The organism is Sphingomonas sediminicola (assembly GCF_014489515.1).
GTDB classification, from domain to species: Bacteria; Pseudomonadota; Alphaproteobacteria; order Sphingomonadales; family Sphingomonadaceae; genus Sphingomicrobium; species Sphingomicrobium sediminicola.
Window position 1 is genome coordinate 1,522,570 of sequence record NZ_CP060782.1, and the last position, 23,526, is coordinate 1,546,095.

The 23,526-nt window shown below is 63.5% G+C and carries 20 protein-coding genes and 4 pseudogenes; 15 read left to right on the top strand and 9 right to left on the bottom strand.

Annotation, left to right across the window (positions count from 1 at the left end; all coding sequences use genetic code 11):
* Positions 1-27 precede the first annotated feature (27 nt).
* Positions 28-861, top strand: coding sequence for a class I SAM-dependent methyltransferase (locus H9L14_RS08175; protein ID WP_246443986.1), 834 nt, complete (start codon positions 28-30; stop codon positions 859-861).
* Between the two features lie 22 nt (positions 862-883).
* Positions 884-1,294 carry a hypothetical protein gene (locus tag H9L14_RS15065; protein WP_222949791.1) on the top strand — a complete coding sequence of 137 codons (411 nt, stop codon included), beginning with the start codon at positions 884-886 and terminating at the stop codon, positions 1,292-1,294.
* 104 nt (positions 1,295-1,398) lie between these two features.
* Here the strand turns inward: H9L14_RS15065 and H9L14_RS08185 are convergent, their stop codons facing one another.
* Positions 1,399-1,908: an Hsp20 family protein gene (locus H9L14_RS08185; RefSeq protein WP_187707717.1), complete on the bottom strand. Its 510-nt coding sequence runs from the start codon at positions 1,906-1,908 to the stop codon at positions 1,399-1,401.
* Between the two features lie 181 nt (positions 1,909-2,089).
* Here H9L14_RS08185 and parE point away from each other — a divergent pair.
* Together parE and H9L14_RS08195 are read left to right on the top strand one after the other, a co-directional pair.
* Positions 2,090-4,086: pseudogene (parE, locus tag H9L14_RS08190) on the top strand (DNA topoisomerase IV subunit B).
* Positions 4,087-4,185: 99 nt separating this feature from the next.
* Positions 4,186-4,842 (top strand): DUF4142 domain-containing protein, encoded by a 657-nt coding sequence (locus H9L14_RS08195; RefSeq protein ID WP_246443987.1) that lies wholly within the window; start codon positions 4,186-4,188, stop codon positions 4,840-4,842.
* 19 nt (positions 4,843-4,861) lie between these two features.
* Here H9L14_RS08195 and H9L14_RS08200 read toward each other — a convergent pair whose 3' ends face one another.
* The 3 genes and pseudogenes from H9L14_RS08200 to H9L14_RS08215 form a co-directional block, all read right to left on the bottom strand.
* On the bottom strand, positions 4,862-6,766 hold the full coding sequence (locus H9L14_RS08200; RefSeq protein ID WP_187707719.1) for a TIR domain-containing protein: 1,905 nt from the start codon (positions 6,764-6,766) through the stop codon (positions 4,862-4,864).
* A 68-nt stretch (positions 6,767-6,834) separates the two neighbouring features.
* Complete coding sequence (locus tag H9L14_RS08205) at positions 6,835-7,332, bottom strand: PilZ domain-containing protein (RefSeq protein ID WP_246443991.1); 498 nt, start codon at positions 7,330-7,332, stop codon at positions 6,835-6,837.
* A 35-nt stretch (positions 7,333-7,367) separates the two neighbouring features.
* Positions 7,368-8,923, bottom strand: a pseudogene (locus H9L14_RS08215) (putative bifunctional diguanylate cyclase/phosphodiesterase).
* Between the two features lie 88 nt (positions 8,924-9,011).
* On the opposite strand from H9L14_RS08215, the gene H9L14_RS08220 reads away from it, so the two are divergent.
* Positions 9,012-10,289 carry an MFS transporter gene (locus H9L14_RS08220; RefSeq protein WP_222949978.1) on the top strand — a complete coding sequence of 426 codons (1,278 nt, stop codon included), beginning with the start codon at positions 9,012-9,014 and terminating at the stop codon, positions 10,287-10,289.
* Positions 10,286-10,960: an HAD family hydrolase gene (locus H9L14_RS08225; RefSeq protein ID WP_187707724.1), complete on the top strand. Its 675-nt coding sequence runs from the start codon at positions 10,286-10,288 to the stop codon at positions 10,958-10,960. Before H9L14_RS08220 ends, H9L14_RS08225 begins: the two co-directional genes overlap by 4 nt.
* Here H9L14_RS08225 and H9L14_RS08230 read toward each other — a convergent pair.
* Positions 10,957-12,270 carry a UDP-glucose dehydrogenase family protein gene (locus tag H9L14_RS08230; RefSeq protein WP_187707725.1) on the bottom strand — a complete coding sequence of 438 codons (1,314 nt, stop codon included), beginning with the start codon at positions 12,268-12,270 and terminating at the stop codon, positions 10,957-10,959. The two genes, H9L14_RS08225 and H9L14_RS08230, sit on opposite strands and share 4 nt — an antisense overlap.
* Before the next feature lie 143 nt (positions 12,271-12,413).
* On the opposite strand from H9L14_RS08230, the gene H9L14_RS08235 reads away from it, so the two are divergent.
* The 3 genes and pseudogenes from H9L14_RS08235 to rimO all read left to right on the top strand — a co-directional run bounded on the left by H9L14_RS08235 (position 12,414) and on the right by rimO (position 14,794).
* The gene (locus H9L14_RS08235; RefSeq protein WP_187707726.1) at positions 12,414-12,983 is read left to right on the top strand and encodes an isochorismatase family protein; all 570 of its coding nucleotides are present in this window, start codon (positions 12,414-12,416) and stop codon (positions 12,981-12,983) included.
* Between the two features lie 36 nt (positions 12,984-13,019).
* Positions 13,020-13,352: a cupin domain-containing protein gene (locus H9L14_RS08240; protein ID WP_187707727.1), complete on the top strand. Its 333-nt coding sequence runs from the start codon at positions 13,020-13,022 to the stop codon at positions 13,350-13,352.
* Between the two features lie 45 nt (positions 13,353-13,397).
* Positions 13,398-14,794, top strand: a pseudogene (gene rimO, locus H9L14_RS08245) (30S ribosomal protein S12 methylthiotransferase RimO).
* Here rimO and H9L14_RS08250 read toward each other — a convergent pair.
* On the bottom strand, positions 14,791-15,249 hold the full coding sequence (locus H9L14_RS08250; protein ID WP_187707728.1) for a PilZ domain-containing protein: 459 nt from the start codon (positions 15,247-15,249) through the stop codon (positions 14,791-14,793). The pseudogene rimO and the gene H9L14_RS08250 overlap by 4 nt on opposite strands.
* Before the next feature lie 109 nt (positions 15,250-15,358).
* Here H9L14_RS08250 and H9L14_RS08255 point away from each other — a divergent pair.
* From H9L14_RS08255 to H9L14_RS08265, 3 genes and pseudogenes are all read left to right on the top strand, one after another.
* Positions 15,359-16,770: pseudogene (locus H9L14_RS08255) on the top strand (leucyl aminopeptidase family protein).
* 135 nt (positions 16,771-16,905) lie between these two features.
* Entirely contained in the window at positions 16,906-17,253 is a 348-nt protein-coding gene (locus tag H9L14_RS08260) for a MarR family winged helix-turn-helix transcriptional regulator (protein WP_187709919.1), read from the top strand.
* Positions 17,162-17,557 (top strand): hypothetical protein, encoded by a 396-nt coding sequence (locus H9L14_RS08265; protein ID WP_187707729.1) that lies wholly within the window; start codon positions 17,162-17,164, stop codon positions 17,555-17,557. The genes H9L14_RS08260 and H9L14_RS08265 overlap by 92 nt, the downstream gene beginning before the upstream one ends.
* Here H9L14_RS08265 and mltG read toward each other — a convergent pair whose 3' ends face one another.
* The 3 genes from mltG to H9L14_RS08280 all read right to left on the bottom strand — a co-directional run bounded on the left by mltG (position 17,558) and on the right by H9L14_RS08280 (position 20,129).
* Positions 17,558-18,526: an endolytic transglycosylase MltG gene (mltG, locus tag H9L14_RS08270; RefSeq protein ID WP_187707730.1), complete on the bottom strand. Its 969-nt coding sequence runs from the start codon at positions 18,524-18,526 to the stop codon at positions 17,558-17,560.
* Positions 18,526-19,785 carry a beta-ketoacyl-ACP synthase II gene (gene fabF, locus H9L14_RS08275; RefSeq protein WP_187707731.1) on the bottom strand — a complete coding sequence of 420 codons (1,260 nt, stop codon included), beginning with the start codon at positions 19,783-19,785 and terminating at the stop codon, positions 18,526-18,528. Before fabF ends, mltG begins: the two co-directional genes overlap by 1 nt.
* Before the next feature lie 107 nt (positions 19,786-19,892).
* The gene (locus tag H9L14_RS08280; protein ID WP_187707732.1) at positions 19,893-20,129 is read right to left on the bottom strand and encodes an acyl carrier protein; all 237 of its coding nucleotides are present in this window, start codon (positions 20,127-20,129) and stop codon (positions 19,893-19,895) included.
* A 187-nt stretch (positions 20,130-20,316) separates the two neighbouring features.
* Here H9L14_RS08280 and H9L14_RS08285 point away from each other — a divergent pair, with 187 nt between their 5' ends.
* From H9L14_RS08285 to H9L14_RS15785, 3 genes are all read left to right on the top strand, one after another.
* Positions 20,317-20,715, top strand: coding sequence for a vgr related protein (locus H9L14_RS08285; protein ID WP_187709920.1), 399 nt, complete (start codon positions 20,317-20,319; stop codon positions 20,713-20,715).
* A 125-nt stretch (positions 20,716-20,840) separates the two neighbouring features.
* Positions 20,841-21,974: a TonB-dependent receptor plug domain-containing protein gene (locus H9L14_RS15780; protein WP_246443993.1), complete on the top strand. Its 1,134-nt coding sequence runs from the start codon at positions 20,841-20,843 to the stop codon at positions 21,972-21,974.
* Positions 21,971-23,359: a TonB-dependent receptor gene (locus H9L14_RS15785; RefSeq protein WP_281389365.1), complete on the top strand. Its 1,389-nt coding sequence runs from the start codon at positions 21,971-21,973 to the stop codon at positions 23,357-23,359. The genes H9L14_RS15780 and H9L14_RS15785 overlap by 4 nt, the downstream gene beginning before the upstream one ends.
* The last annotated feature ends 167 nt before the right edge of the window (positions 23,360-23,526 follow it).

Here is a 23,526-nt window from a genome sequence, read left to right on the forward strand (position 1 = left end):
CGGCGCCACTCAATAAGGGGTGTGAGAATGTCAGACCTGGTTATCGATAAGATCAATCCGAACAAGGCCCTTTGGGAAAAGGGCGACTTCACCCGCATCGCCGACACGATGCGGCAGAGCGGCGAGGAGCTCGTGAGCACGCTCGGCATCACGCCGAGCATGAACGTGCTGGACCTCGGCTGCGGCGACGGAACGACCGCCCTTCCGGCCGCGAAGCTCGGCGCAACCGTCACCGGCGTCGACATTGCGGCCAACCTCGTTGCTGCAGGCAATAAGCGCGCTGCCTCGGCCGGCCTCACCAACCTTCACTTCCGCGAAGGCGATGCGTCGAACCTCGAGGGCATCGATTCCGACAAGTACGACCTGGTCGTCAGCATCTTCGGTGCGATGTTCGCCCCTCGGCCGTTCGACGTGGCCAAGGAGATGGTCCGCGTCACCAAGCCCGGCGGCCGCATCGTCATGGGCAACTGGATCCCCGGCGACCCGACGCTCGTCGCTCAGATCCTGAAGATCAGCGCCGCCTACACTCCACCCCCGCCCGAGGGCTTCGTTTCGCCGATGACCTGGGGCGACGAAAACCAGGTCCGCGAGCGCTTTGAGACCGCAGGAATCAAGCCGGAGAACGTCGGTTTCGAGCGGGTGACATGGCTCTTCCGTCTGCCGGGACCGCCGCGCGAGCTGCTGGCGACCTTCCGCGACTATTACGGTCCGACCATGAACGCCTTCGAAGCGGCCTCGAAGGCTGGCCGAGCCGATCAGCTGGAGGCCGAGCTCATGGCCCTGTTCGAGTCCCAGAACCGCGGCGGCGACAGCACGGAAGTGCCCGCCACCTTCCTCAAAGTCACAGCAAAGAAAGGCTGAGCGCTCGCGCCCGGGAAACTCCATGCTCCACGCACTCATCGAACGCACGAACCGCCAGTTCCTCGATCGGCCCAACCGACGCCACGAGCGGCATCGTATTTCACCGCGCCCGCGCACTTCGCCGTCGCTGCCGCATTCCTCGGCCGCGAGCCGGTTCGCGGAGACCTGCGCCGGGATCGGCGGAACAACGATGCTTCACGACCTGATGCCGGACATCGTCACCGTTACCTTCGGCGCCAGGACCAAGGAGATCCACGCCCGGCTCAAATCGCGCGGGTGGAAATCCGTCGGTCTCGGTGATTGGCAGGGCGAGCGCGTGCTGGGCGTCTCATTCGGCGGTGATCGCCGGGCGAACTGCACCGCCGACGATCTGGTCGAAGCGTTGATTACCGTGGTCGGCGAGATGGAGATCGCCGAGACCCGGATCTGGTAACTCCCCGCGTCGGCTCTCCCCTCGACACCCCCCGCCGACGCAAAAAGGAAGGCCCCGGAGCGCGATCACGCTCCGGGGCCTTTTCTTTTCGCTAAGCCAATGCCTTACGCGTGCTCAGCCTCGGCATCCACTGTCTGCTTCGAAGCAGGCTTCTCACCGCCCTCGATTGCAGACTGCTTGCCCTCGGCACCGCCGATGTCGATCTTCCGCGGCTTCATCGCCTCGGGGATCTCACGCACCAGCTCGATTGCTAGCAGGCCGTCCTTCAGGTCCGCACCGCGCACCTGGATATGGTCGGCGAGCGCGAAACGCCGCTCGAACGAGCGCGTCGCAATCCCGCGATACACATAGTCCTGGCCGCGGTTCTCCGACTCCTCGCTCTTCTTGCCGCTGACGAGCAGCACGTTCTGCTGGGCAGTGATGTCGATCTCTTCGGGCTTGAAGCCAGCGACGGCCAGCTCGATGCGATACTCGTTGTCGCCAAGCTTGATCAGGTCGAACGGGGGATAGTTCTCCTGGGTCTGGCTGGCGCTGCTGTTCTCGAGCATGTCAAACAGCCGGTCGAAGCCGACGGTGGAACGCCGGAACGGCGCAAAGTCGAAAGCACTACGCATGTCTTGTCCTCCAATTTGAGCAACAAGGCGGGCTTGGGCATGAGGCCTCGGCCCCGTCACCGGACCCGTGTGGCGCCCGGCACAGTGGATTTGGAAACGCCCTTTCCAATTTCAAGCCTGTGGAAAACACCTAGTCGCAAGCTTGGCACGGCTTGAATCCGCGCCCTATAGCTGTTCCCACATCATGGCAGACCTGTTCGCTTCCCCCGCCGCTGCGCCCTCACCTGAAAGCTACGACGCTTCCTCGATCGAGGTCCTTGAGGGCCTGGAGCCCGTCCGCCGCCGCCCCGGCATGTACATCGGCGGCACCGACGCCCGGGCGCTCCACCACCTCGCCGCCGAGGTCATCGACAATGCGATGGACGAGGCGGTCGCCGGTCACGCCAGCCGCATCGAGGTCACGCTCGAGCCGGGCAACCGCCTGACCGTCTTCGACAACGGCCGCGGCATTCCCGTCGACCCGCACCCGAAGTATCCGGGCAAGTCCGCGCTCGAGGTCATCATGACCACCCTCCACTCGGGCGGTAAGTTCGAGGGCAAGGCGTACAGCACCTCCGGCGGCCTCCACGGCGTCGGCGTCAGCGTCGTCAACGCGCTCTCGACCGAGACGATCATCGAGGTTGCCCGAGACAAGAAACTCTACCGCCAGGCCTTCTCCAGGGGCGTCGCCACCTCCCCGCTCGCAGAGGTCGGCGCTGCCCCAACAGGCGCGGCACCACCGTCACCTTCACCCCCGACCCGGAGATCTTCGGCGCCGAGTCCAACTTCGACCCCGGCCGCCTCCTCCGCCTCGTCCGCTCCAAGGCCTATCTCTTCGCGGGCGTCGAGATCCGCTGGCGCTGCGACCCGTCGCTCGCCTCCGCCGACGTCCCCGAAAGCGCTACCTTCCAGTTCCCCGGCGGCCTCGCCGACAGTCTCGCGCAGCAGATCGGCGACCGCCCCGCCGTCACCAACCAGCCCTTCGTCGGCAAGCAGGACTTCCCCGCAGCCGACGGCGCGTCGCAGGGCAGCGCCGAATGGGCGGTCGCCTGGCCGCTCTATTCGGACGGCTCCGAAAGCTATTACTGCAACACCATCCCCACGCCCGACGGCGGCACGCACGAAGCGGGCCTTCGCGCCGCTTTGACTAAGGGCCTGCGCGCCTTCGGAGAGCTGGTCGGCAACAAGAAGGCGAAGGAGATTACAGCCGACGACGTCTTCAACGGCGTCGAGCTGATGCTGTCGGTGTTCATCCGCAACCCGCACTTCCAGAGCCAGACCAAGGACCGCCTCACCAGCCTCGAGGCCGCGCGTTTCGTCGAGAATGCGGTCCGCGACCATTTCGACCATTACCTCGCCGACAATATGGACCGCGGCCGCGCTCTTCTCGGCTCGATCCTCGAGCGGATGGAGGAGCGCCTCCGCCGCCGCGCAGAGCGCGAGGTCAAACGCAAGACCGCGACCAGCGCCCGCAAGCTCCGCCTCCCCGGCAAGCTCACCGACTGCTCGTCCGACGATCCCGAAGGCACCGAATTGTTTATCGTCGAAGGCGACAGCGCCGGCGGCTCGGCTAAGCAGGCGCGCGACCGCAAGACGCAGGCGATCCTCCCCATCCGCGGCAAGATCCTCAACGTCGCCAGCGCTACCGCCGACAAGATCCGCGCCAATACGGAAATCGCCGACCTCAACCTCGCTCTGGGCTGCGGCAACCGCGACAAGTTCGACGAGGATTCGCTGCGCTACGAAAAGATCATCATCATGACCGACGCGGACGTAGACGGCGCCCACATCGCGACCTTGCTGATGACCTTCTTCTTCCAGGAAATGCCGGAGCTGGTCCGCCGCGGCCACCTCTTTCTCGCCCAGCCGCCGCTCTACCGCCTGACCGCCGGAGCGAAGACGCTTTACGCCCGCGACGACGCCCACCGCGCCGAGCTCGAAGCGACCGAGTTCAAGGGCAAGAAGGTCGAGGTCAGCCGCTTCAAGGGCCTCGGCGAGATGAACCCGAACCAGCTCAAGGAAACCACCATGGACCCGAAGACGCGGTCCATGCTGAAGGTGACGCTCCCGTCAGCCTATGAGGATCGGCAGCCGGTCAAGGACCTGGTCGAACGCCTGATGGGCAAGGACCCGGCGGAACGCTTCAAGTTCATCCAGTCGCGAGCGAGCGCGGTGGATGAAGAGGAGATTGATGCTTAGCTAATACAGCTAGCGTCAGCGAAGAAATTCATAATTGCCAAGCGTATTTTAATTGGCGTGTTCTTCTTGGCTGCAATTGCAGTTGCATACCTCCTTGTGATGACAGGAACGGGCGGCACTGCTGCACGTTTTGCCGGCACAAAAAGGATGGAGATTGGAATGCGTTTCGGAGCACTCGTTTTGGCAGGCGCTTTGCCTTTTGCGCTTGCCGCCTGCGGTCAGAGCGAGACAGCGACCACAGCCGAAGCGAACGACGCAACGGCGGCAAATGAAGTCGCTTCCGCCAACGACAGCGCTCCCGTCGCCGCGTCCGGCGCCCAGGGTTTCGTCAACACAGTCGCCGCCAGCGACCGGTTCGAAATCGAGACGTCGAAGCTCGTCCCCAGCTCGGCAGCTTCGGCGCAGGTGATGGATTTCGCCAAGCAGCTGATCGCGGCTCACACCGCCTCGACTGCCAAGCTGAAAGCCATTGTCGCGAAGGACCCGTCCGGCATCGTCATCGACGATCAGCTGAGCACCGCCCAGCAGGCCACCCTCGAGGACATGAAATCGAAGAAGGGCTATATCTTCGACGCGGCCTATCTGGCGGCGCTGGCGCACGGCCACGACCAGACCCTGACCAAGCTTAAGAATTACGCGGCGTCAGGCGACAATCCCGCGCTCAAGGAGTTCGCCGCAGGGCTAATCCCGACCGTTTCCGAGCACCTTGAGAAGGCTAGGACCCTGACCGGAAAGATCGGCCCTCACGCCCAATGACGGTCGCCGACCTGCGCGACTACGGAAAGTTCAATTTCGCGATCAAAGACGCATATCGCGGATCGTTGCGGATCGGGTCCATGAACGGGTCCTTGCGCAAGCCCGTCAGCCCGGGATCTCGTACACGCAGCGCCTCGTCGAGAGCCGCGAAAGCCTCTGACATTTCTCCGCGCTGCGCATGAACTTCCGCGATCTGATAGATCGCCGACAAGCCGTAGAGCCGCCTCGCTTTTTCCAAGAGCATCGTCGAGGCCGCATGATCGCCACCCCGCTCCGCGGCGATTGCCCTGCTGGCCAGTCCGTAGAGATCGTCGGGCGGCAATCGGGAATAGGCCGCCTCGGCCTCGTCGAGCCTGCCGAGAAGCAAAAGCGAGTCGCCCATGACGGAGATGGTCGGCTCTCGATCGGGAACCAACTTCAAAGCAATCTGCGCCGCTTTGAGGGCATCGTTGTAGCGATGAGCGTAGAACAGCATCCGCGCCTTGGTGCCATGAGCTCGCGGATTGAGCGGATCGAGAGCGATGAACCTGTCGGCGAGGTCTCGCGCTTCCGCGCTAAATCCGAGAGCCCCGAGGAAGAACACATAATTCGCCAAGGACTCCCCATCAGCGCCGGGGAGAGAATTGGCTCTTCGGAATTCCGCCAGCGCTCCTCGAAAATCGAGGCGATACCAGCGTACGAAGGCCAACGCCGAATGCCCGTTCGTAAGGTTCGGAGCGAGCTGGATTGCCCGCCTCGCGAACGCCTCGGCGTCGGCGAATCCCTTATCCCAGTCGGCAAAATTTGATTCGGAGCCGGTAAGCTCCGTGAGCACCACGGCCTTTCGGGCGTAGGCCTTTGCGTAGTTCGGATCGTTTTGGATAGCGGCGTCATAGAGTGTGATTGCCCGGCGGAACGTTCCCACATTGGGGCTGGATTGGAGGACCGCCTCAGCCTGGAGGAACAGGTCGTGCGCCTTCTGGTTGGCGCTTCCACCGACGGAAAGTTCACCGACACCGTCCTCCGCGAGCGTCAGACTAAGCGCTTGCGCGACCTGATTGGCGATTTCGGTCTGGATCCGGAGCGTGTCCCCGATCGGCCTGTCATAGACCTGCGACCAGCGTTCGCTGCCGTCTCCCCCGTCGACGAGCTGAGCGGTGATACGGATCATCTCGGACGACCGTCTCACGCTTCCAGTGACAATGTCCCCCACTCCCAGCGTGCTCGCAGCGGCCCTAGCGTCGACATCGCGAACCAGCTCCGAAGAGGTGCGTGCGATCACCTTGAGCCCGGGAATGCGGGACAGGGCGCTGCGAAGCTCTTCCGCAATGCCGTCCGAAAAATAGGCTTGGTCCGGATCGCCGCTGAGATTGGCAAACGGGAGCACGGCAATGCTGTTGGATTCGCCGGCGCTTCGCCTGCCAAACACGAACCAGGTTCCGGATGCTAACGCTAGGGTCGCCGCTGCGCCGCCAACCACGAGAGCGCGCCTGCCGACAACCGGCCGGTGCGTAGACGCTGGCCCTCGAGGCCGCTCACCGGCAATAATCCCGCGCGTAGCCGCAAGCACTGCTTGGTACCGCCGGTCGGCCGGGTCGCCTTTCCAGCCCTTGATCTTAATGGCCTGGACTTCACCGAACCCGAGCGGCGGGGCGACGTCGTCGATACAGACGGGGAGATAGGTGCCCCGCCGCCTCGCCCGCTCCGCTTCGTCGCGGACGAATTCGCCTTCCGGGCCGACCGACCGCCTGCTCCACGCAACGATGACGCACTTCGCGGCTTCCAGCTGCTCCTGGATTTCCTGCCGCCAGCTGCTACCACCGCCGATGTCGGCGTCCCACCAGACGCTCAGACCTTCGCTTTCAAGTGATTTGACGAGCGGCGCCAGCCGAGCGCGGTCCTCGGCCTTATAGGATACGAAAATGTCCGCATCTGACCCGGGCACCGCATCCCCCGCGCAACGTCGGCCTTACGAGTTTACGGCAGGACTGCGGTTTAACAAGCGGCTGACAATCAGCCTGCTTGCGAGGAGTCGCCGCTGAGATAGTTCGGTCGCATGACCTTCGCGCCTTTCGGCAAGGGAGCCGCGGCGACCTGGAGAAGCTTGAGGTCGAACTTTTCGGCGAACTGCACACCGAACTGCGTACCCTTCGCCCACACGATCTTTCCGGCGATTACGCCGCCGGCGCCGAAATCGAGCCCGATGTCCGTACCGACCTCGACCTCGTCGCGGCACTCGACCAGGGCGCCTCCGCTGGAGATGTTTCGCAGTCGCGCGCCCTTCACTCGACCATGATAGTGAAGCAATGCCGCGCGAATGATGCGGATGCGCGGTTCGCGCTGGATCAGATGGGCATCCGGTCGGGTAGCAGCGCCTTTCGCCGCAAGCTCCGCAGCCTCTTCAGCCGGCATCGGCTTGCCGAAATAATAGCCCTGGATGAGCGAGCAGCCGAGATTGCGGATCAGCATCAACTCTTCCTGCGTCTCGACGCCTTCGGCCGTCGTCTCCATTTGCAGGTCGGCCGCGAGGCCCACCATCGCTTTGATCAGCGCCGCGTTCCGGCTTTCGGGCCCGAGGCACCGCGAACGAAGGACTGGTCGATCTTGATCTTGTCGAACGGAACCCGAAGCAAATAGCTGAGCGACGAATAGCCCGTGCCGAAGTCGTCCAGCGCGAGCTTCACGCCGATCTTCTTCAGATTGTGGATCATCTCATGGACGTGCTCGTCGTTGCTTAGGAACACGCCTTCGGTGATCTCGAGCTCCAGCCGTTTCGCGGCCAACCCGGTCTCGTTGAGCACCGCCCGCACAGTCGAGGGAAGCGACGGCAGCTTGAATTGGACGGGGACATGTTCACCGCGACCGAAACCTGTGGCGGCCAGTTCGTAGCCTCAGCGCAGGCGGTCCGAAGCACCCATTCGCCGATCTCGTTGATGAGCCCGATTTCCTCAGCAAGCGGGATGAACAGCGCCGGACTAACCGCTCCATGCTCGGGGTGGTCCCAGCGGATCAGGGCCTCGAACCCGGTCACCTTCTCGCTCGATGCATCGACGCTGGGCTGGAAGACGACCCTCAGTTGGCCTTTCTCGAGTGCGACGCGCAGGTCGGATTCCATCCGCTGCCGCTCGCGGGCCGTTTCGTGCATCTCCGGCGCGAAGAAGCGGAAACATCCCTTGCCCGCGGCCTTGGCTGCGTACAGTGCAAGGTCGGCGTCGCGCATCAAATCGTCGGACGTGCGGTCGTCATAGTCGGATGTGACGATCCCGACCGACGCGCCGATCGAAACCGCGGTCCCGTTGATCGTATACGGGCGCGAGAGGCTGTCGATGATCCCCTGGGCGAGCCGCGACAGGTCTTCCTTGGACGACGTGGATGGAAGCACCACCTCGAACTCGTCGCCGCCGAGTCGGCCGACCTGCCCAAACTTGCCGATGACGTCGCGAAGCCGGAGCGACACAAGCCGGAGCAGGGTGTCGCCCGCAGGATGGCCCAGCGTATCGTTCACCGCCTTGAACCGGTCGAGGTCGAGCAGGAAGACGGAGCAACGGTGCTTGCGGCGGGCCGCTCCGACCAGCGCATCGTCCAGCGCCCGGCGCAGCGCTTCACGGTTCGCGAGTCCAGTCAGCGAATCCTGCCGGGCGAGCCGATCGAGCTCGACTTCCGATTGCCGAACCTTGGTCAGGTCGGATGCAAAGCCGCGGTAGCCGAAGAAGCGTCCGACCTCGTCGTGGACGGGTCGGCCGGAAATCGACCACCAAATCTCATTCTTCGTTTTCGCCCGGACGATGAGGTCCTGGAACGCCACGTGTGACAGGAGGTAGAAGCCGAGGCTCCTTTCGGAGGTCGCGCTTCCGTCCGCGGTTTCCGTCGAGATCAGATCTGTGAAAGGCCGATCGATCAGCTCGGCGGGCTCCCGGCCGAGAGCAGTGGCAACGCTGTCGCTGATGTAGGACAGAGTACCCTCGCGGCCGGTCTCCCAGAACCAGCCTTTCTCGCTACTTTCGAATTCCTGGATCAGCCCTTCTGCCCGTGAGTTCGACGGACGCGACTCTTCATGCGAAGAGCTGCTCCCCGTCCTCAACAGGTTTCTAATGCTCGCCACTCATTACTCCAGTCGCGCTGAAGCCTAGAAGATTGTGGTTTAAATTGAGTTAGTTTCCATCCGGTAACGGAGTGAATTTGTGCCATCGATCGATGCTACCGGCCATCGACCTGTTTCTCGCGGCTCGCTCGCGATCGCCGCCTTTTCGACAATCGTCGAATGGTATGATTTTACGCTCTACCTCTATTTCGCGACCGTTTTGGCGCGCGTCTTTTTCGGGCCGGGCGAGGCATCGCTGCTGGTCGCGCTAGGCGGGTTCGCGATCGCCTATCTGATGCGGCCGCTCGGCGCGGTCTTCTTCGGCCATATCGGCGACCGCCGGGGCCGGCGGCACATGCTCCTGCTGTCGGTCACGCTCATGACGGCGGCCATGCTCGCGACCGCTTTACTTCCAACTTACGCCCAGATCGGTCCTGCCGCGGGGTTGCTCCTGATCCTCCTCCGCTGCGTGATGGGGTTCTCGGTCGGCGGAGAATATACCGGCGTCGTCGCCTATCTGCTGGAAGGCGCTGCACCGCACCGGCGGGGCCTCATAGCCTCCTCCGCCTCGGCGGCAAGCGAGGTCGGCGCGTTGCTTGCCGTCGGCGTATCGGCGCTAACCGTCGCGTCGATGAGCGAAGCGGACCTCGCGAGTTGGGGCTGGCGGATTCCCTTCTTCGTGGGCGCGGCGCTCGCAGGAACCGTGTGGATCGCCCGATCGACCATGGAGGAGTCACCGGAGTTCCATCGGCAGGTCAGGGAGCGGACCATCCCCGAAAGCCCCCTGCGCCACAGCTTCGGCAATCATCGCGGAGCGATCGGCCGCGCCTTCGCAATCTCGGCGCTCGGGTCAATCACTTATTACGTCGGCATCACCTATGTGCCGGCCTTCATGACTTCAGCGGGCGCGCTCAGCGAAAAAGTGTCGCTTTGGCTGTCTACGATCGCGGCTGTGATGGTGATTCTCGTCACGCCGCTCGTCGGGATCCTGTCCGACCGCATCGGCCGAAAACCGGTTCTCATCTCGCTCGCAGTTGGAAGCGCTCTTCTTCCCGCGACCATGTTCGCGCTGATGGCGAGTGGGTCCCATCTTCAGGCCCTGGCAGGTGCCCTGGTGCTCGCCTCGCTCGCCGGAGGCGTCAGCGCTGTTGGCGCGGTGGCCACCGCCGAGCAATTCCCCGGCGAGGCCCGAGTTACCGGCCTTGCTCTCGGCGCGACGATGGCGACCGCGATTTTCGGCGGCCTGACGCCCTATGCCGCACAATTGCTGGTCGAGCGGACAGGCTGGGAGATGGCGCCGGGAGCAATGATCGCCCTCGTGAGTCTGTGTGTTTTGCCCATCTTCCTGATCATGAAGGAAACCGCTCCCCCGGTAGGACAGCGATGAACACGGCCTTCCTCTTCGACCTCGACGGGACGCTCGTCGACAGCGTCTACAACCATGTCCGCGCCTGGCATTTGGCACTGCGCGAGGAAGGCATCGAGCTGTCCGTCTGGCGAATCCACAGGAAAATCGGGATGAGCGGCGGTCTGTTCACGCACCAGCTCCTCCGTGAGGTCGGCCGGGAGATCGACAAGGAAACGATCGATCGCCTGCGCAAGCGCCACGCGGAGAAGTTCGTCGAGTTGTCCGAGGATGTCGCCCCGCTTCCCGGCGCGGTGAAGCTTCTGAAGGAGCTGACGCGCCTCGAACTGCCGTGGGCCATCGCGACCAGCGGGCGGATGGAGACCGCGCGGTCCAACCTCGAAAGCGTCGGCGTGGACCCCGACAAGGCGGTCGTCGTCACCCGCGACCAGGTAAAATACGCCAAGCCGGACCCCGACCTTTTCGTCGAAGCCGCAAGGCGGCTCGGGACGACGACCACCGGCTCATACGTTATCGGAGACAGCATCTGGGACATGATTGCCGCTGCCCGTTGCGGGGCGCTTGGCATCGGACTGCTGTCAGGCGGCTACGGCCGCGACGAGCTGGAGCGGTCGGGCGCCATCAGGGTCTACGACGACCCTGCCGACTTGCTCGTGCATCTGGATGAGATCGCGCCAAGGACGCGCGACTAATCGATCCGGCCGCGGCCGAGCCCAATGTAAGAGAGGCCCGCTTCTTCCGCGTCGGCACGGTTGTAGACGTTGCGCAGATCCACGATGAGCTTGCCCCGCATCGATTTGGCGAAGCGATCCAGATCAAGGCCGCGGAACTCGTCCCACTCGGTCACGACAACGAGGGCATCGGCATCCTTCGCTGCCCCGTAGGCGTCCTTCGCGAATTCTGCGCCCGGCAAAAGTTTGCGGGCATTTCCGGCAGCAACCGGATCATAAGCTGAAATACTTGCGCCCATTTCGAGGAGTTTGGTCACCAGCGGGATCGAGGGCGCATCCCTCATGTCGTCGGTGTTCTGCTTGAATGCCAGCCCGAGGATGGCGATGCGCTTGCCCTTGGCGCTGCCACCGAGGGCCTTGGCAACCCGGTCGGCCATGCTCGCCTTGCGATCGTCATTCACCTCGACGACCGTCTTCACAATGCGCTGCTCGACACCCGCATCTGCCGCCGTCTGTAGCAGCGCCAGCGTATCCTTGGGAAAGCAGCTTCCACCGTAGCCAGGCCCGGGGTGCAGGAACTTTGGTCCGATGCGGTTGTCGAGGCCAATGCCGCGCGCGACATCGTGCACGTCTGCATCCACCGCTTCGCAGAGATTGGCCATCTCGTTGATGAAGCTGATCTTCATCGCGAGGAAGGCGTTCGCCGCATATTTGATCAGCTCGGAAGTACGGCGGCCGGTGAACAGCAAAGGCGCCTGGTTCAGGAACAACGGACGATAGATTTCGCGGAGCACTTCGCGGGCCCTCTCGTCCTCTGCACCGACGACAATGCGGTCCGGAATCTTGAAGTCGCGGATCGCGGCTCCTTCGCGCAGGAACTCGGGGTTCGACGCAACCGTCGTGCCGGCGGGCGCGCCTTCCTCGGCCAGGAGCTCGGTAATGCGGTCGCCGGTGCCAACCGGAACGGTCGACTTGGTGACGACGACGACCGGACCCTTCAGGACTTTGGCAAGCTCCCGGACCGCCTCGAAAACGTAAGTCAGGTCGGCGTGGCCGTCGCCGCGGCGCGCCGGAGTTCCGACAGCGATGAAGACCGCCTCGGCTCCTTGGACGCCTTCAGCAAGATCGGTCGTAAAGTTGAGCCGCCCGCGCTCGACATTGGCCTTCACCAGGGACTCGAGGCCCGGCTCCCATATCGGCATGATGCCATTCTTCAGCGCCTCGATCTTCTTCGAATCCTTGTCGATGCAGGTCACTTCGTGGCCAAAATCGGCAAGGCAGGCGCCGGATACGAGCCCAACATAGCCGGTGCCAATCATCGCAATGCGCATTCTTCACTCCTGGGGAGGGGCTGAGCGGGCGCGTCTTAGACGGCAGTTCCGCCCATTGCCAGCGAGCGGTTCGACGGCTCCACTTATGGGACGGTCAGTCGTTTTTGTGAGCATCGCCACAGCCGCGAGCGTATTGAAGCGCTATGAAACTCGATCTCGACCGCGCCGTCCTCCTCCCCATCGACATGCAGCAGGCTTTCGACGGTCCGTCATGGCCGCGCCGCTGGAACAACAAGGTGGATGAGAATGGACTGGCCCTACTCGCCGCGTGGCGCGCCGCCGGACGGCCGATCATCCACGTGCGGCATGATTCCGTTCAGCCGGGCTCGTCGCTCGCTCCTGGCGCTCCCGGAAATGCCTTCCGCCCCGGGTTCGAACCGCAAAAAGGCGAGCAGCTGGTCACCAAGAGCGTGAACTCTGCCTTCATCGGAACCGACCTCGACCTCAGGCTGAAGCGGCTTGGCGCGAAGCATGTCGTCACGTTCGGGATTTCGACCGACATGTGCGTGTCGACCACCGTTCGAACGGGCGCGAACATGGGCTGGGACATGATCCTGGTGCCCGATGCCAGCGATTGCTTCGACCTGCCGGACGGCCACGGCGGCACGATCGCGGCTGAAGATGTCCAGCGTGCGCACGTGGCGACTTTGGGCTTCGAGTTTGCGCGTTTGATGCCGACGGCCGAGCTGACGGGTCTGCGCGTCGCTGCCTAGATTGCCGAGAAACGTGTCGTAGGACATTCTCGCTGCATGGCAGTGCATCCTCTCGACGCAATGCAGTCCGCGCCGGATCACCACGACGTCCTCTACGAAAACGAAAAAGTCAGGATCCTGGACACACGCCTGGCTGCCGACGATCGTACGCCCGTCCACGCGCATGAGTGGCCGGCCGCGCTGTACGTGTTGAGCTGGAGCGATTTCATCCGGCGAGACGATCAGGGCAACATTCTTGCCGACAGCCGCGGCAAGCCGGCGCCTGCCGCCGGAGAGGCTCTATGGATCGAGCCCTTGCCTCCGCACTATGTGGAAAACGTCGGGTCTTCGGACCTGCACATCATCGCCGTCGAGGTAAAATCATCTTAAGCCTCGATTCAGCCGCACTTTTTCACTAAGGGCGCTCCCTTCCCGATGGAAACGACAACTCTGCCTCGACCCCCGCGCGTGGGCCTGGTGTCGCTTGGCTGTCCCAAGGCTTTGGTCGACAGCGAGCGGATCATCACCAAGCTACGCGCTGACGGATACCAGATGTCGCCCGATTATGCGGGCGCGGACGTCGTGCTCGTGAACACCTGCGGCTTCCTCGATTCCGCAAAGGAAGAGAGTTTGGAAGCGATCGGTGAGGCCATCGCCGAGAACGGCCGCGTCGTCGTCACGGGTTGCATGGGCAATGAGGCGGATGTCATCCGCAAGCGCTTCCCGGATGTGCTCGCGATCACCGGGCCGCAGCAGTACGAGGAAGTGGTTTCGGCGGTTCATGAAGCAGCGCCCCCTGCCCCTTCGCCCTATCTAGACCTAGTCCCGGAAGCGGGCTGAAGCTGACACCGCGCCACTACAGCTACTTGAAGATTTCAGAGGGCTGCAATCACCGCTGCAGCTTCTGCATCATCCCGAGCATCCGCGGCGACCTCGTCAGCCGTCGCCCCGACGCGATCCTCCGCGAGGCGGAAAAGCTGATCGAGGCGGGCACGAAGGAGCTGCTCGTCATCAGCCAGGACACGTCGGCCTATGGCGTCGACATCCGCCACCAGCCGCGCATGTGGAAAGGCGAGGAAGTCCGCGCTCACATGACCGACCTGTCGCGTGAGCTTGGCAAGCTCGGCGCGTGGGTGCGGCTGCACTACGTCTATCCCTATCCGCACGTCGACCAGGTCATCCCGCTAATGGCTGAGGGACTGGTCCTCCCCTACCTCGACATCCCATTCCAGCACGCGAGCCCGAAGGTGCTTCGCTCGATGAAGCGGCCTGCGAATGAAGCGAAGGTGCTCGAACGGCTGAGGAGCTGGCGCTTGATAGTGCCCGACATGGCGGTTCGCTCGTCCTTCGTCGTCGGCTTCCCCGGCGAGACGGAAGAGGATTTCCAGTACCTGCTCACCTGGCTCGAAGAAGCGCAGCTCGACCGCGTCGGCGCATTCAAGTTCGAGCCGGTATCAGGTGCTGCGGCGAACACCCTCCCCGACCCCGTGCCGGAGGAAGTGAAGCAGGAGCGCTACGACCGCGTGATGGAGATTTCCGCTCGCATCAGCGCCGAGAAGCTGGCCGCCAAGGTCGGCAAGACGATCGAGGTGCTGATTGATCGGGTGGATGAAGTTCCTCCGCCGGAGGAAGGCGCGGACAGGGGTCATTTCGATGCTCCCCATCCTCAACATCATCATGGCATCGGCGCGACAGGCCGCTCGAAGGCCGATGCGCCGGAGATCGATGGGGAAGTTCACTTGCGTGACGCTGGCCACCTGTCGCCCGGCGACATCGTCAGCGTAAAGGTCGAGGACAGCGACGAGCACGATTTGTTCGGAGTGCCGGCTTAGTCCTTTTTCTGGTTGAGACGATCGATCGCCTGGTCGACGGCCTTCGTCACCCGCCGGATCGCGAACGACAAGGCTTCGAGCTCGATCAGCGCCTTTTCGACGACCTCGGCATTAGGGGCCTTCTGGTTCTCGGACGGGCTTCGCAAGAGCGCCGCGCTGACGGCCGCCGTCGAAACGGATTGGGTGAATTTGCACCCGAAGAAGCGTCCGCTGCTCCACGCAACTTCAGCCTGTGCCGTTCCCGCTTCGGGAATGACCACCTCGAGAAGCTCGCCTGCAACCAGGTCGATCGGGCTTTCGACGAGCAGGCCCTCTTCCGAGAGATCGTGGATCACGACCTGAGTCTGCGAGGTCGAGGCGCTGACTCCTTCCACCTCCAGGCGAAGCTTGCGGCGGCTGGCCGACCTACGTTCGCCCTTGTCGGGTTCGGTATCGAGTTGGGCGCGCAAAGACATTCGGGCGAAGCTGGCCCGTCATGGCTAAGAAGAGGTTAACATGCTTGGCCGTTTGGCTTGGCAGTCGGGCATTTCGCCTGTTCGTGCATCCCGCTAAGGCGTCGGACCCATGACCGACTTCAATTCCCTGCTCGTGGCGGACCGCGGCCAGAAGGCGCATCCGATTCATCTCGTCGACAAGAACAGCTTCGAGGATTGGGCGAAGACCCGCCCGGCCGAGGATCTCGCGCTCCTCAAGGCCCACCGGTTCGACGGGAAGACGGGTTTCGCTTTCGTCATCCTCCCGCGAAAGGCGGACGAGCTGGAAGTCGTGAGCGCGGTCGCGGACACCGAGTCGCTGTCACCCTGGTGTCTGGCGAAACTCGGCGAAAGCCTGCCCGAGGGACCTACAAGCTTGCATCGGGAGAGCCCGGCCAGGCAGCGCTCGGCTGGTTGCTCGCGCAGCACCGCCTCGAAGCCTACCGCTCTAAAAACGACGAGCCGGAACGCGGCCCACGCATCCTGGTGACGGGCGAACCGGCAAGGGTCGACCCGACCGTCCGGCAGGCGGAAGCGGTATCGCTGGTTCGCGATCTGGTGGACACGCCGGCTGGCGACCTCGGCCCGGCCGAACTTGAAAAGGCCGTGAGACAGGTCGCCGAACTGATCGGCGCCGAGATTCGAGTCACCTCCGGCAAGGACCTCGACGAAGGCTATCCCCTTATCGCTGCGGTCGGGCGCGCGGCGACGGCGGAGCGTGCGCCGCGCCTGATCGAGCTGGAATGGGGACGCCCGGATCACCCGCGCGTGGCCGTGATCGGCAAGGGCGTCTGTTTCGACAGCGGCGGCCTCGATCTCAAGCCGGCCAGCGGAATGCGGCTTATGAAGAAGGACATGGGCGGAGCAGCCCACGCCCTCGCGCTCGCAAGGCTCGTTGCGGGAGAGCGGCTTCCTGTCCGGCTCCATCTCCTGATTCCGGCTGTCGAGAATGCCGTGTCCGGCAATGCCCTGCGGCCGGGAGACATCGTGAAGTCCCGCCAAGGGCTTCACGTCGAGATCGATAATACGGATGCAGAGGGCCGGCTGGTCCTCGCCGATGCGTTGACCAAGGCAGGCGAGAGCGAGCCCGAGCTGATCGTGGACTTTGCAACGCTTACGGGCGCGGCGCGGGTTGCGCTGGGCCCGGACCTCCCTGCCCTTTTCTCCAACAATGACGAGCTGGCGGACCAGCTGGCTCGCTCGGGCAAAGAAATTGCGGATCCTACATGGCGGATGCCCATCTGGGACGCTTACGAGGAGATGCTGAAGAGCGATGTCGCGGACCTGGCCAATGCGGCCGGATCGCCGATGGCCGGGGCGGTCGTCGCCACAATGTTCCTCAAGCGCTTCGTGCCCAAAGAGACCCCTTGGGCCCATCTCGATACCTATGCGTGGCGGGACAAGGCCAAGCCGGGGCGCCCCAAGGGAGGCGAAGCCCTTGGGCTAAGGGCATTTTTCGCCGTCCTAGAAGAACGTTACCGACCGCTACCGACCCAACGGTAACAGCCCTTTTTGCGGTCTTCCGGTCCTAAAACCGGACCGCACCTGCAACATTTCGGCAACTCACCTGTTTACTTGCCCATCACGGGATGGACGGGAGAGAGAGCCGAAATGGGCGACGAATCGCTAGCTGGTTGGATGCGGGCGCTTATCGCCTATGTCCGATCTGGCGAGCCGGACCTCACCAACCGGCAAATGGCCCTCCTGATGATGGTCTATCTGACGCCCGGGCCCCATACGGTCCGCGGCCTCGCCAAGGTGCTTGGCGTGTCCAAGCCCGTCGTCACCCGCGCCTTGAACACCTTGGGTACCCTCGGTTATCTGCGCCGCGAACGTGATCAGGACGATCGAAGAAACGTGTTCGTCGTCCGCACCAGCAACGGGGCGAACTTTCTTGAAGGGTTCAAACGAAACCTCCGCGAGAGCGACCGGCTCGCCTCGCACCGGCCGGTCATCGGACAGCAGCCGGCCTACGCGCACCGTTAGCGGGTTCGCCCTCAGCGGCCGTTCGAGCCCGCCCGATCCAGCCTCCCACGCCTATCGCCCAGACCTCGCCGACGTCGCGCTCGCCGGTCAGGTCATCGCGTCGCACTATGCGGAGCCGATCGACAAGATCGTTATCGCCAATTCACCGCTACGCATTGCAGCGTCCGATGAAGCGGAGGAGCTCGCGGAGTTGGAGGTCGACGACCCGTTCAGCATGCTCGACGACACGCTCGGCTGGGCATGGGGCTATGCGGGGCGGGATCGCAGGGTCGGCTACGTCCGCTCGGAAGCGCTGAGCGGCTAGCTACATCTCGCCGCGCTGGCGGCGGATCGCATACCAACGCTGAACATTGGCCTGATGCTGCTGTAGCGTGTCAGCGAACACATGTCCCCCGGTGCCGTCCGCGACGAAGTAGAGCGCCTTCGTCTGCTCCGGATTCAGGACCGCGGCGATGCTTTCCTTACCCGGATTGGCGATGGGTCCCATCGGTAGGCCGGGCTCGCGATACGTATTGTAGCCGGTAATGGCCATTAGCTCCGACTTTTTGATCCTTCGGCCGAGCGGCTTGCCCTTGGTAATCGGGTAGATGACGGTCGGGTCGGCATCGAGCTTCATGCCGATGCGCAGGCGATTGCAGTAAACGCCCGCCACCATCCGGCGCTCGGACGCCTTCCCGGTTTCCTTCTCGACGATCGAGGCCAAGATGACGACCTCCTGCCGTGACGCGACGGGGCAGTTCGCGGGCTTCCTGAGCAGCTGGTCGAGAGTCTTCGTCATTGCCACTTGCATCCGAGCGACGACCGCCGCTCGGCTTTCATCGCGCTCATAGCTGTAGCTGTCGGGCAGAACCGAACCTTCAGCGATCGTCGGTGTGGGGCCGGTCAGGAATGGGTTTGCCGCCAGTTTCTCCTGGACGATGATCGACGGCATTCCCTCCGTGACGGTGATCAGCCGCAGCAAGGGCTTGCCGTGTTGGAGCAAGTCGAGAATGCTCGCAGCGCTGGCGCCCTTCGGAATCTCGAATTCGCCGGCCTGAACCGGATCGGCGCCACCGAACAGCCGGGCACCGACTTTGAAGCGCCGTGCGGAAGATATAAGTTTCGCCTTTTCGAGCTGACCGGCGACCGCCGCGACGCTCGATCCTTCCTCCACGGTGAAGTCTGAAACCCGCGCGCTAGGTCCCGGGCCGTACCAGCCGTAAAGCAGTATCGCGACGGGGATGCCCACCGCGATAGCAATCCCCAGCGCCAGGCGGCGCCAGAGAGTGCGCATTAGACGGCCTTCATGATCAGCGAGGCGTTCGTGCCGCCGAAGCCGAAGCTGTTGTTGAGGACGGCGCGGACGGAGCGTTCCTTCGCCTTGTGTGGAACGAGGTCGACGCCGGCGGTGCCCTCACTAGGATTGTCGAGGTTGAGCGTCGGCGGGACGATCTGGTCGCGAAGCGCGAGGATGCAGAAGATGCTCTCCACCGCACCGGCGCCGCCGAGAAGGTGGCCGATGGCCGACTTGGTCGAGCTCATCGAGACGGTGCCGATGGCATTGCCGAACAGTCGGCGGACAGCCCCGAGCTCCAATTCGTCGCCGAGCGGCGTCGAAGTGCCGTGCGCGTTGATATAGTCGATATCGGACGGCTGCAGGCCCGACTTCTTCAGCGCCATTTCCATCGACCGATAGCCACCCGATCCTTCGGGGTGCGGCGCGGTCACGTGATAGGCGTCGCCCGAAAGTCCGTAGCCGACAACCTCGGCGTAGATCTTCGCGCCGCGGCGCTTCGCATGCTCATATTCCTCGAGCACGACGACGCCGGAGCCCTCGCCCATGACAAAACCGTCGCGATCCTTGTCGTAGGGACGGCTCGCCTTCTCGGGCTGGTCGTTGAACGCCGTCGACAGTGCGCGAGCTTGCGCGAAACCGGCGATTCCGATTGGGCAGATGGTCGCCTCCGCGCCGCCGGCGAGCATGATGTCGGCATCGTCGTCGCGGATCATCCGCGCGGCGTCGCCGATCGAGTGCGCACCGGTCGAGCAAGCCGTTACGACCGCATGATTCGGGCCCATCAGGCCATACTTGATCGAGACCTGTCCGGAGATGAGGTTGATCAGGCGGCCATGAACGAAGTGCGGGCTGACGCGGCCCGGCCCCTTCTCGTGAAGGACGAGGCTTTCGCTCTCGATCCCCGGAAGACCGCCGATGCCCGAGCCGATGGAGACCCCGGCGCGAAGGCGGGTCGTTTCGTCCATGTCGGTGAGGCCCGCGTCCTCGATCGCCTGACCGGCCGCATCGATCCCGTAGATGATGAACGGGTCGACCTGACGCTGGACCTTGTGATCGACGCGCTTCGACGGGTCGAAGCCATATTCGTGATCGGTCGGCTTTACCTCACAGGCGATCCGGCATTTCTGGTCGCTGGCGTCGAAATGGGTGATCGGCCCGGCGCCGCTTTTGCTCGCAAGGATATTCTTCCAGGTCGTTTCAACGTCGCCGCCAAGCGGCGTTACGAGGCCGAGACCAGTCACCACGACACGGCGCATGTCTTCACTCCACTATAGACATCAAAAACAAACGGCCTCCCGACAGGCTGCGGGAAGCCGTTCGTACCGCCAGCATCAAATGCAGCGGCGGCAGTTATCGGACCCGATCAGCCCTTGTTCTGCTCGATATAGTCGATCGCGTCCTTAACAGTGCTGATCTTCTCGGCTGCATCGTCGGGAATCTCGACACCGAATTCCTCTTCGAACGCCATCACCAGCTCGACGATGTCGAGGCTGTCGGCGCCGAGATCGTCGATGAAGCTCGCGTCCTCGGTAACCTTGTCAGCTTCGACACCGAGATGTTCGACGACGATCTTCTTCACCCGATCGGCAGTCTCGCTCATGGAAGATTCCTCCGTTTTCTGATTTTGGCCTGCCCTAGCCCCGCAGTTGTTTCCCGGCAAGTAGCGCAAATCAGGGTTCCGCTACTGCCCGTGGACGCTACGGAGGGCTGGATTGAGGGATGAACGCTTGAACGGAGGGAATGCCTCACGACCGCTGACACCCGGCGAAATCGTGCTCGCCCGATCGATGTTCGGCGACGCGATCGACTACGGCCGCGTAAGGATGGTGCGGCGCAAGTGGTGGCCGTTCCAGCCCCAGAGCGTGGCGATGGCTCCGATGGGCAACATCCATTTTCATCCCCATTCCGACCTTTGGTCCGAGGATTTCTCGCGCGAGCCGCTCCATCGGCAAGGCCTATTCATCCATGAATTGACCCACGTGTGGCAGACTCAGAAGCGCGGGCGTTTCTACCTTCCGCTCATGCGCCATCCGTTCTGCAGATACGGCTACGACCTCGAGCCCGGACGGCGGTTCGAGGACTATGGCCTTGAGCAGCAAGCCGAAATCGTCCGCCACCGCTTTCTTGCCGACCATGGGCGCGCGCTGACCATCTGCCCGCCGCGCGAAATCCTGCCGTTTTACTAGGAAAATTGCCGTGTCACCCGGCAGCAACACAGAGGGGACAAAGCTGACACATTTGTTAGCCTCGGTTCCCATACACGGCCGTTCCGCCTAATCATTACGGGTCCGCGCAAACAAAGGGGCTTTCTATGCGCCGCTCGGCAATTCTTCTCGTCGGCACCGCTGCCGTCGCACTCGCAACACCGTCATTCGCCCAAACCGCTCCGGAGGCGACCGCGCAAGCGGCAAACCAGCCCGAAGACATGCAGGGCGACGAAATCATCGTCACGGCGACCAAGCGCGCCACGACGGTCCAGGACGTTCCCTTCTCGATCAACGCACAGACCGAGCAGGACATCCAGCGCGCGAACGCCCAGACTATCGAGGACTTGAGCCGCAACATCGCGGGCCTCACCGTCCAAAACCTCGGGCCGGGCCAGAGCCAGGTTTCCGTGCGCGGCGTCTCGGCCGGCCAAATCGTCCGCGACCAGCCGGGCGTGAAGGAGCAGGTCGGCGTCTATCTCGACGAGAGCGTGATCTCGCTCTCGCTGTTCACACCCGACCTCGATCTTTTCGATCTGAACCGCGTCGAAACCCTTCGCGGCCCTCAGGGCACTCTGTTCGGTTCGGGATCGGTCGGCGGCACCATCCGCTACATCACCAACCAGCCGAAGCTCGGCACGACCGAGGGCTTGGTCGAGGCCAATATCAACACCGTCGACGAAAGCGACATCGGCTATCACATGAAGGGCGCGATCAACGTGCCTTTGGGTGACACCGCCGCGTTACGCGCAGTCGCCTACGGCACCAAATATGCCGGCTTCATCGACGCGGCCGGCCCCGCCGGCGGAAAGAATATCAACGACGGCAGCCGCGTCGGCGGCCGCGTTGCGGTGTTGTGGGAACCCACGGCGAATATCCGCATCACGCCGCGCGTCGTCTACCAGCAGATTCGGGCAGACGGCTTCAACCGCGAAGAGCATTACAACCTCTTCGACAACCAGTTCACGACGACTGGCGGCGACCTGATCGGAAAACGCAAGCAGTACCTGCGGCTTCGCGAGAAGTTCAAGGACGACACGCTCCTCGCCGACCTGACGGCAGCCGTCGACCTTGGCGGCGTCGAGCTCACCTCGGTCACCAGCTACATCAATCGCGACATCCTGGTCAGCCGCGACGCATCGGCGCTCACGGCCTCCGTCTATGTCTCGTTCGCGGGCGCCGCTCCCTTGCGATCGGCGGCGCGGATCTGGCCTCCAATCTCCGCGACACCACCAAGTTGAAGACGTGGACGCAGGAACTCCGCCTCGCCTCAACCGGCAGCGGGCCGTTCCAGTGGGTCTTCGGCGGATTCTATTCGAAGGTCGACCGCAAGTATGCCCAGCGGCTCCCAACTCCGGGCTCAGATGAGTTCGGTCAGGACTTCCTCGACGTGATCGCGCCGGGAGTAGATATCGCGGACACGCGCAACGGCTTCCCGGCAGATTCGCCGTACAACGCCGACCTTCCATACGACATCAAGCAAGGCGCCCTGTTCGGCGAAGCGAGCTACGACTTCGGCCAGTTCAAGCTGACCGCAGGCGGACGCTACTACGACTTCAAAGAAACCCGCGACTTCATCTCGGGCGGCATCTTCGCCAACGGCGACACCCGCATCGGCGACAAGACCAAGTCGAACGGCTTCAACCCGCGCGTGATTGCGACGTGGGAGCCGACCAACAATCTCAGCGTCAACGTCCAGGCGGCGAAGGGCTTCCGGCTTGGCGGCATCAACGATCCGCTCAACCTCCCGCTCTGCAGCGCGCAGGACGTTTCCATCTACGGCCCATTCCAGTCGAACTCGTACGACGATGAATCGCTGTGGAACTACGAGGCCGGCGTGAAGTATCAGCGTCGCGGCATCACGTTCAATGCGGCGGCCTTCACCAGCCAGATCAGGGATTTGCAGGTCACGGTGGACGCCGGAAGCTGCTCGTCGCGCATCGTGCTCAACGTTCCGAAGGCCCATACGGTGGGCTTCGAGGCTGAGTTTGCGGCGCATCCGGCACCGGGTCTCGAGCTCTCGCTTGCGGGCAGCATCGTCAGCGCCGAGTTCGACTCAACCGTGCCTGAACCGTTGGCAACCCGGACCGGCATTCGGAAGGGCAACCGCCTGCCGACCGTTCCGAAATACCAGCTGGCTGCGAGCGCAACCTATGGCACGCGCTTCAGCGACAATGCCGATTGGTATGCGACTGCAAGCTATCAGTACGTCGGCAGCCGATACACGCAGCCGAGCGACCAGGAGCCTGGTGCCGGCTTCGTCGGCAATGCCTTGTTCTACGATCCGATCACCGGCGACTTCGGCTCGGGCGTCAACGACTTCGGCTCGCTGAGGCTCAAGGCATACAATCTGGTCAACCTGTCGACCGGAATCGAATGGGACAGTGGCCTAGAGCTCGTCGCCTACGTCCAAAACCTGTTCGACACGAACCCGAAGCTGTCATTCGACCGCGAGCGCGGCATGCGCGCCCGTATCGGCTACAACATCGGAACCCCTCGTACGATCGGCCTGACCGCCCGGTACAAGTTCAGGGAAGCACCGCCGGTAGCGGCTCCGCCGCCGCCTCCTCCGCCCCGCCGCCTCCGCCGCCTCCGGCGACGCAGACCTGCGCGGACGGATCGGTGATCCTGGCGACCGAGGCCTGCCCGGTTCCGCCGCCTCCTCCTCCGCCGCCGCCACCGGCTCCGGAACGCGGTTGATCGGACTGGGATGAGCAACGGCGAAGCTTCAGCCAAGCCGAAGTTCAAGGTATCGCGCCGCTCGCTCCTACAGGGGGCGGGCGGCGCTGCCGT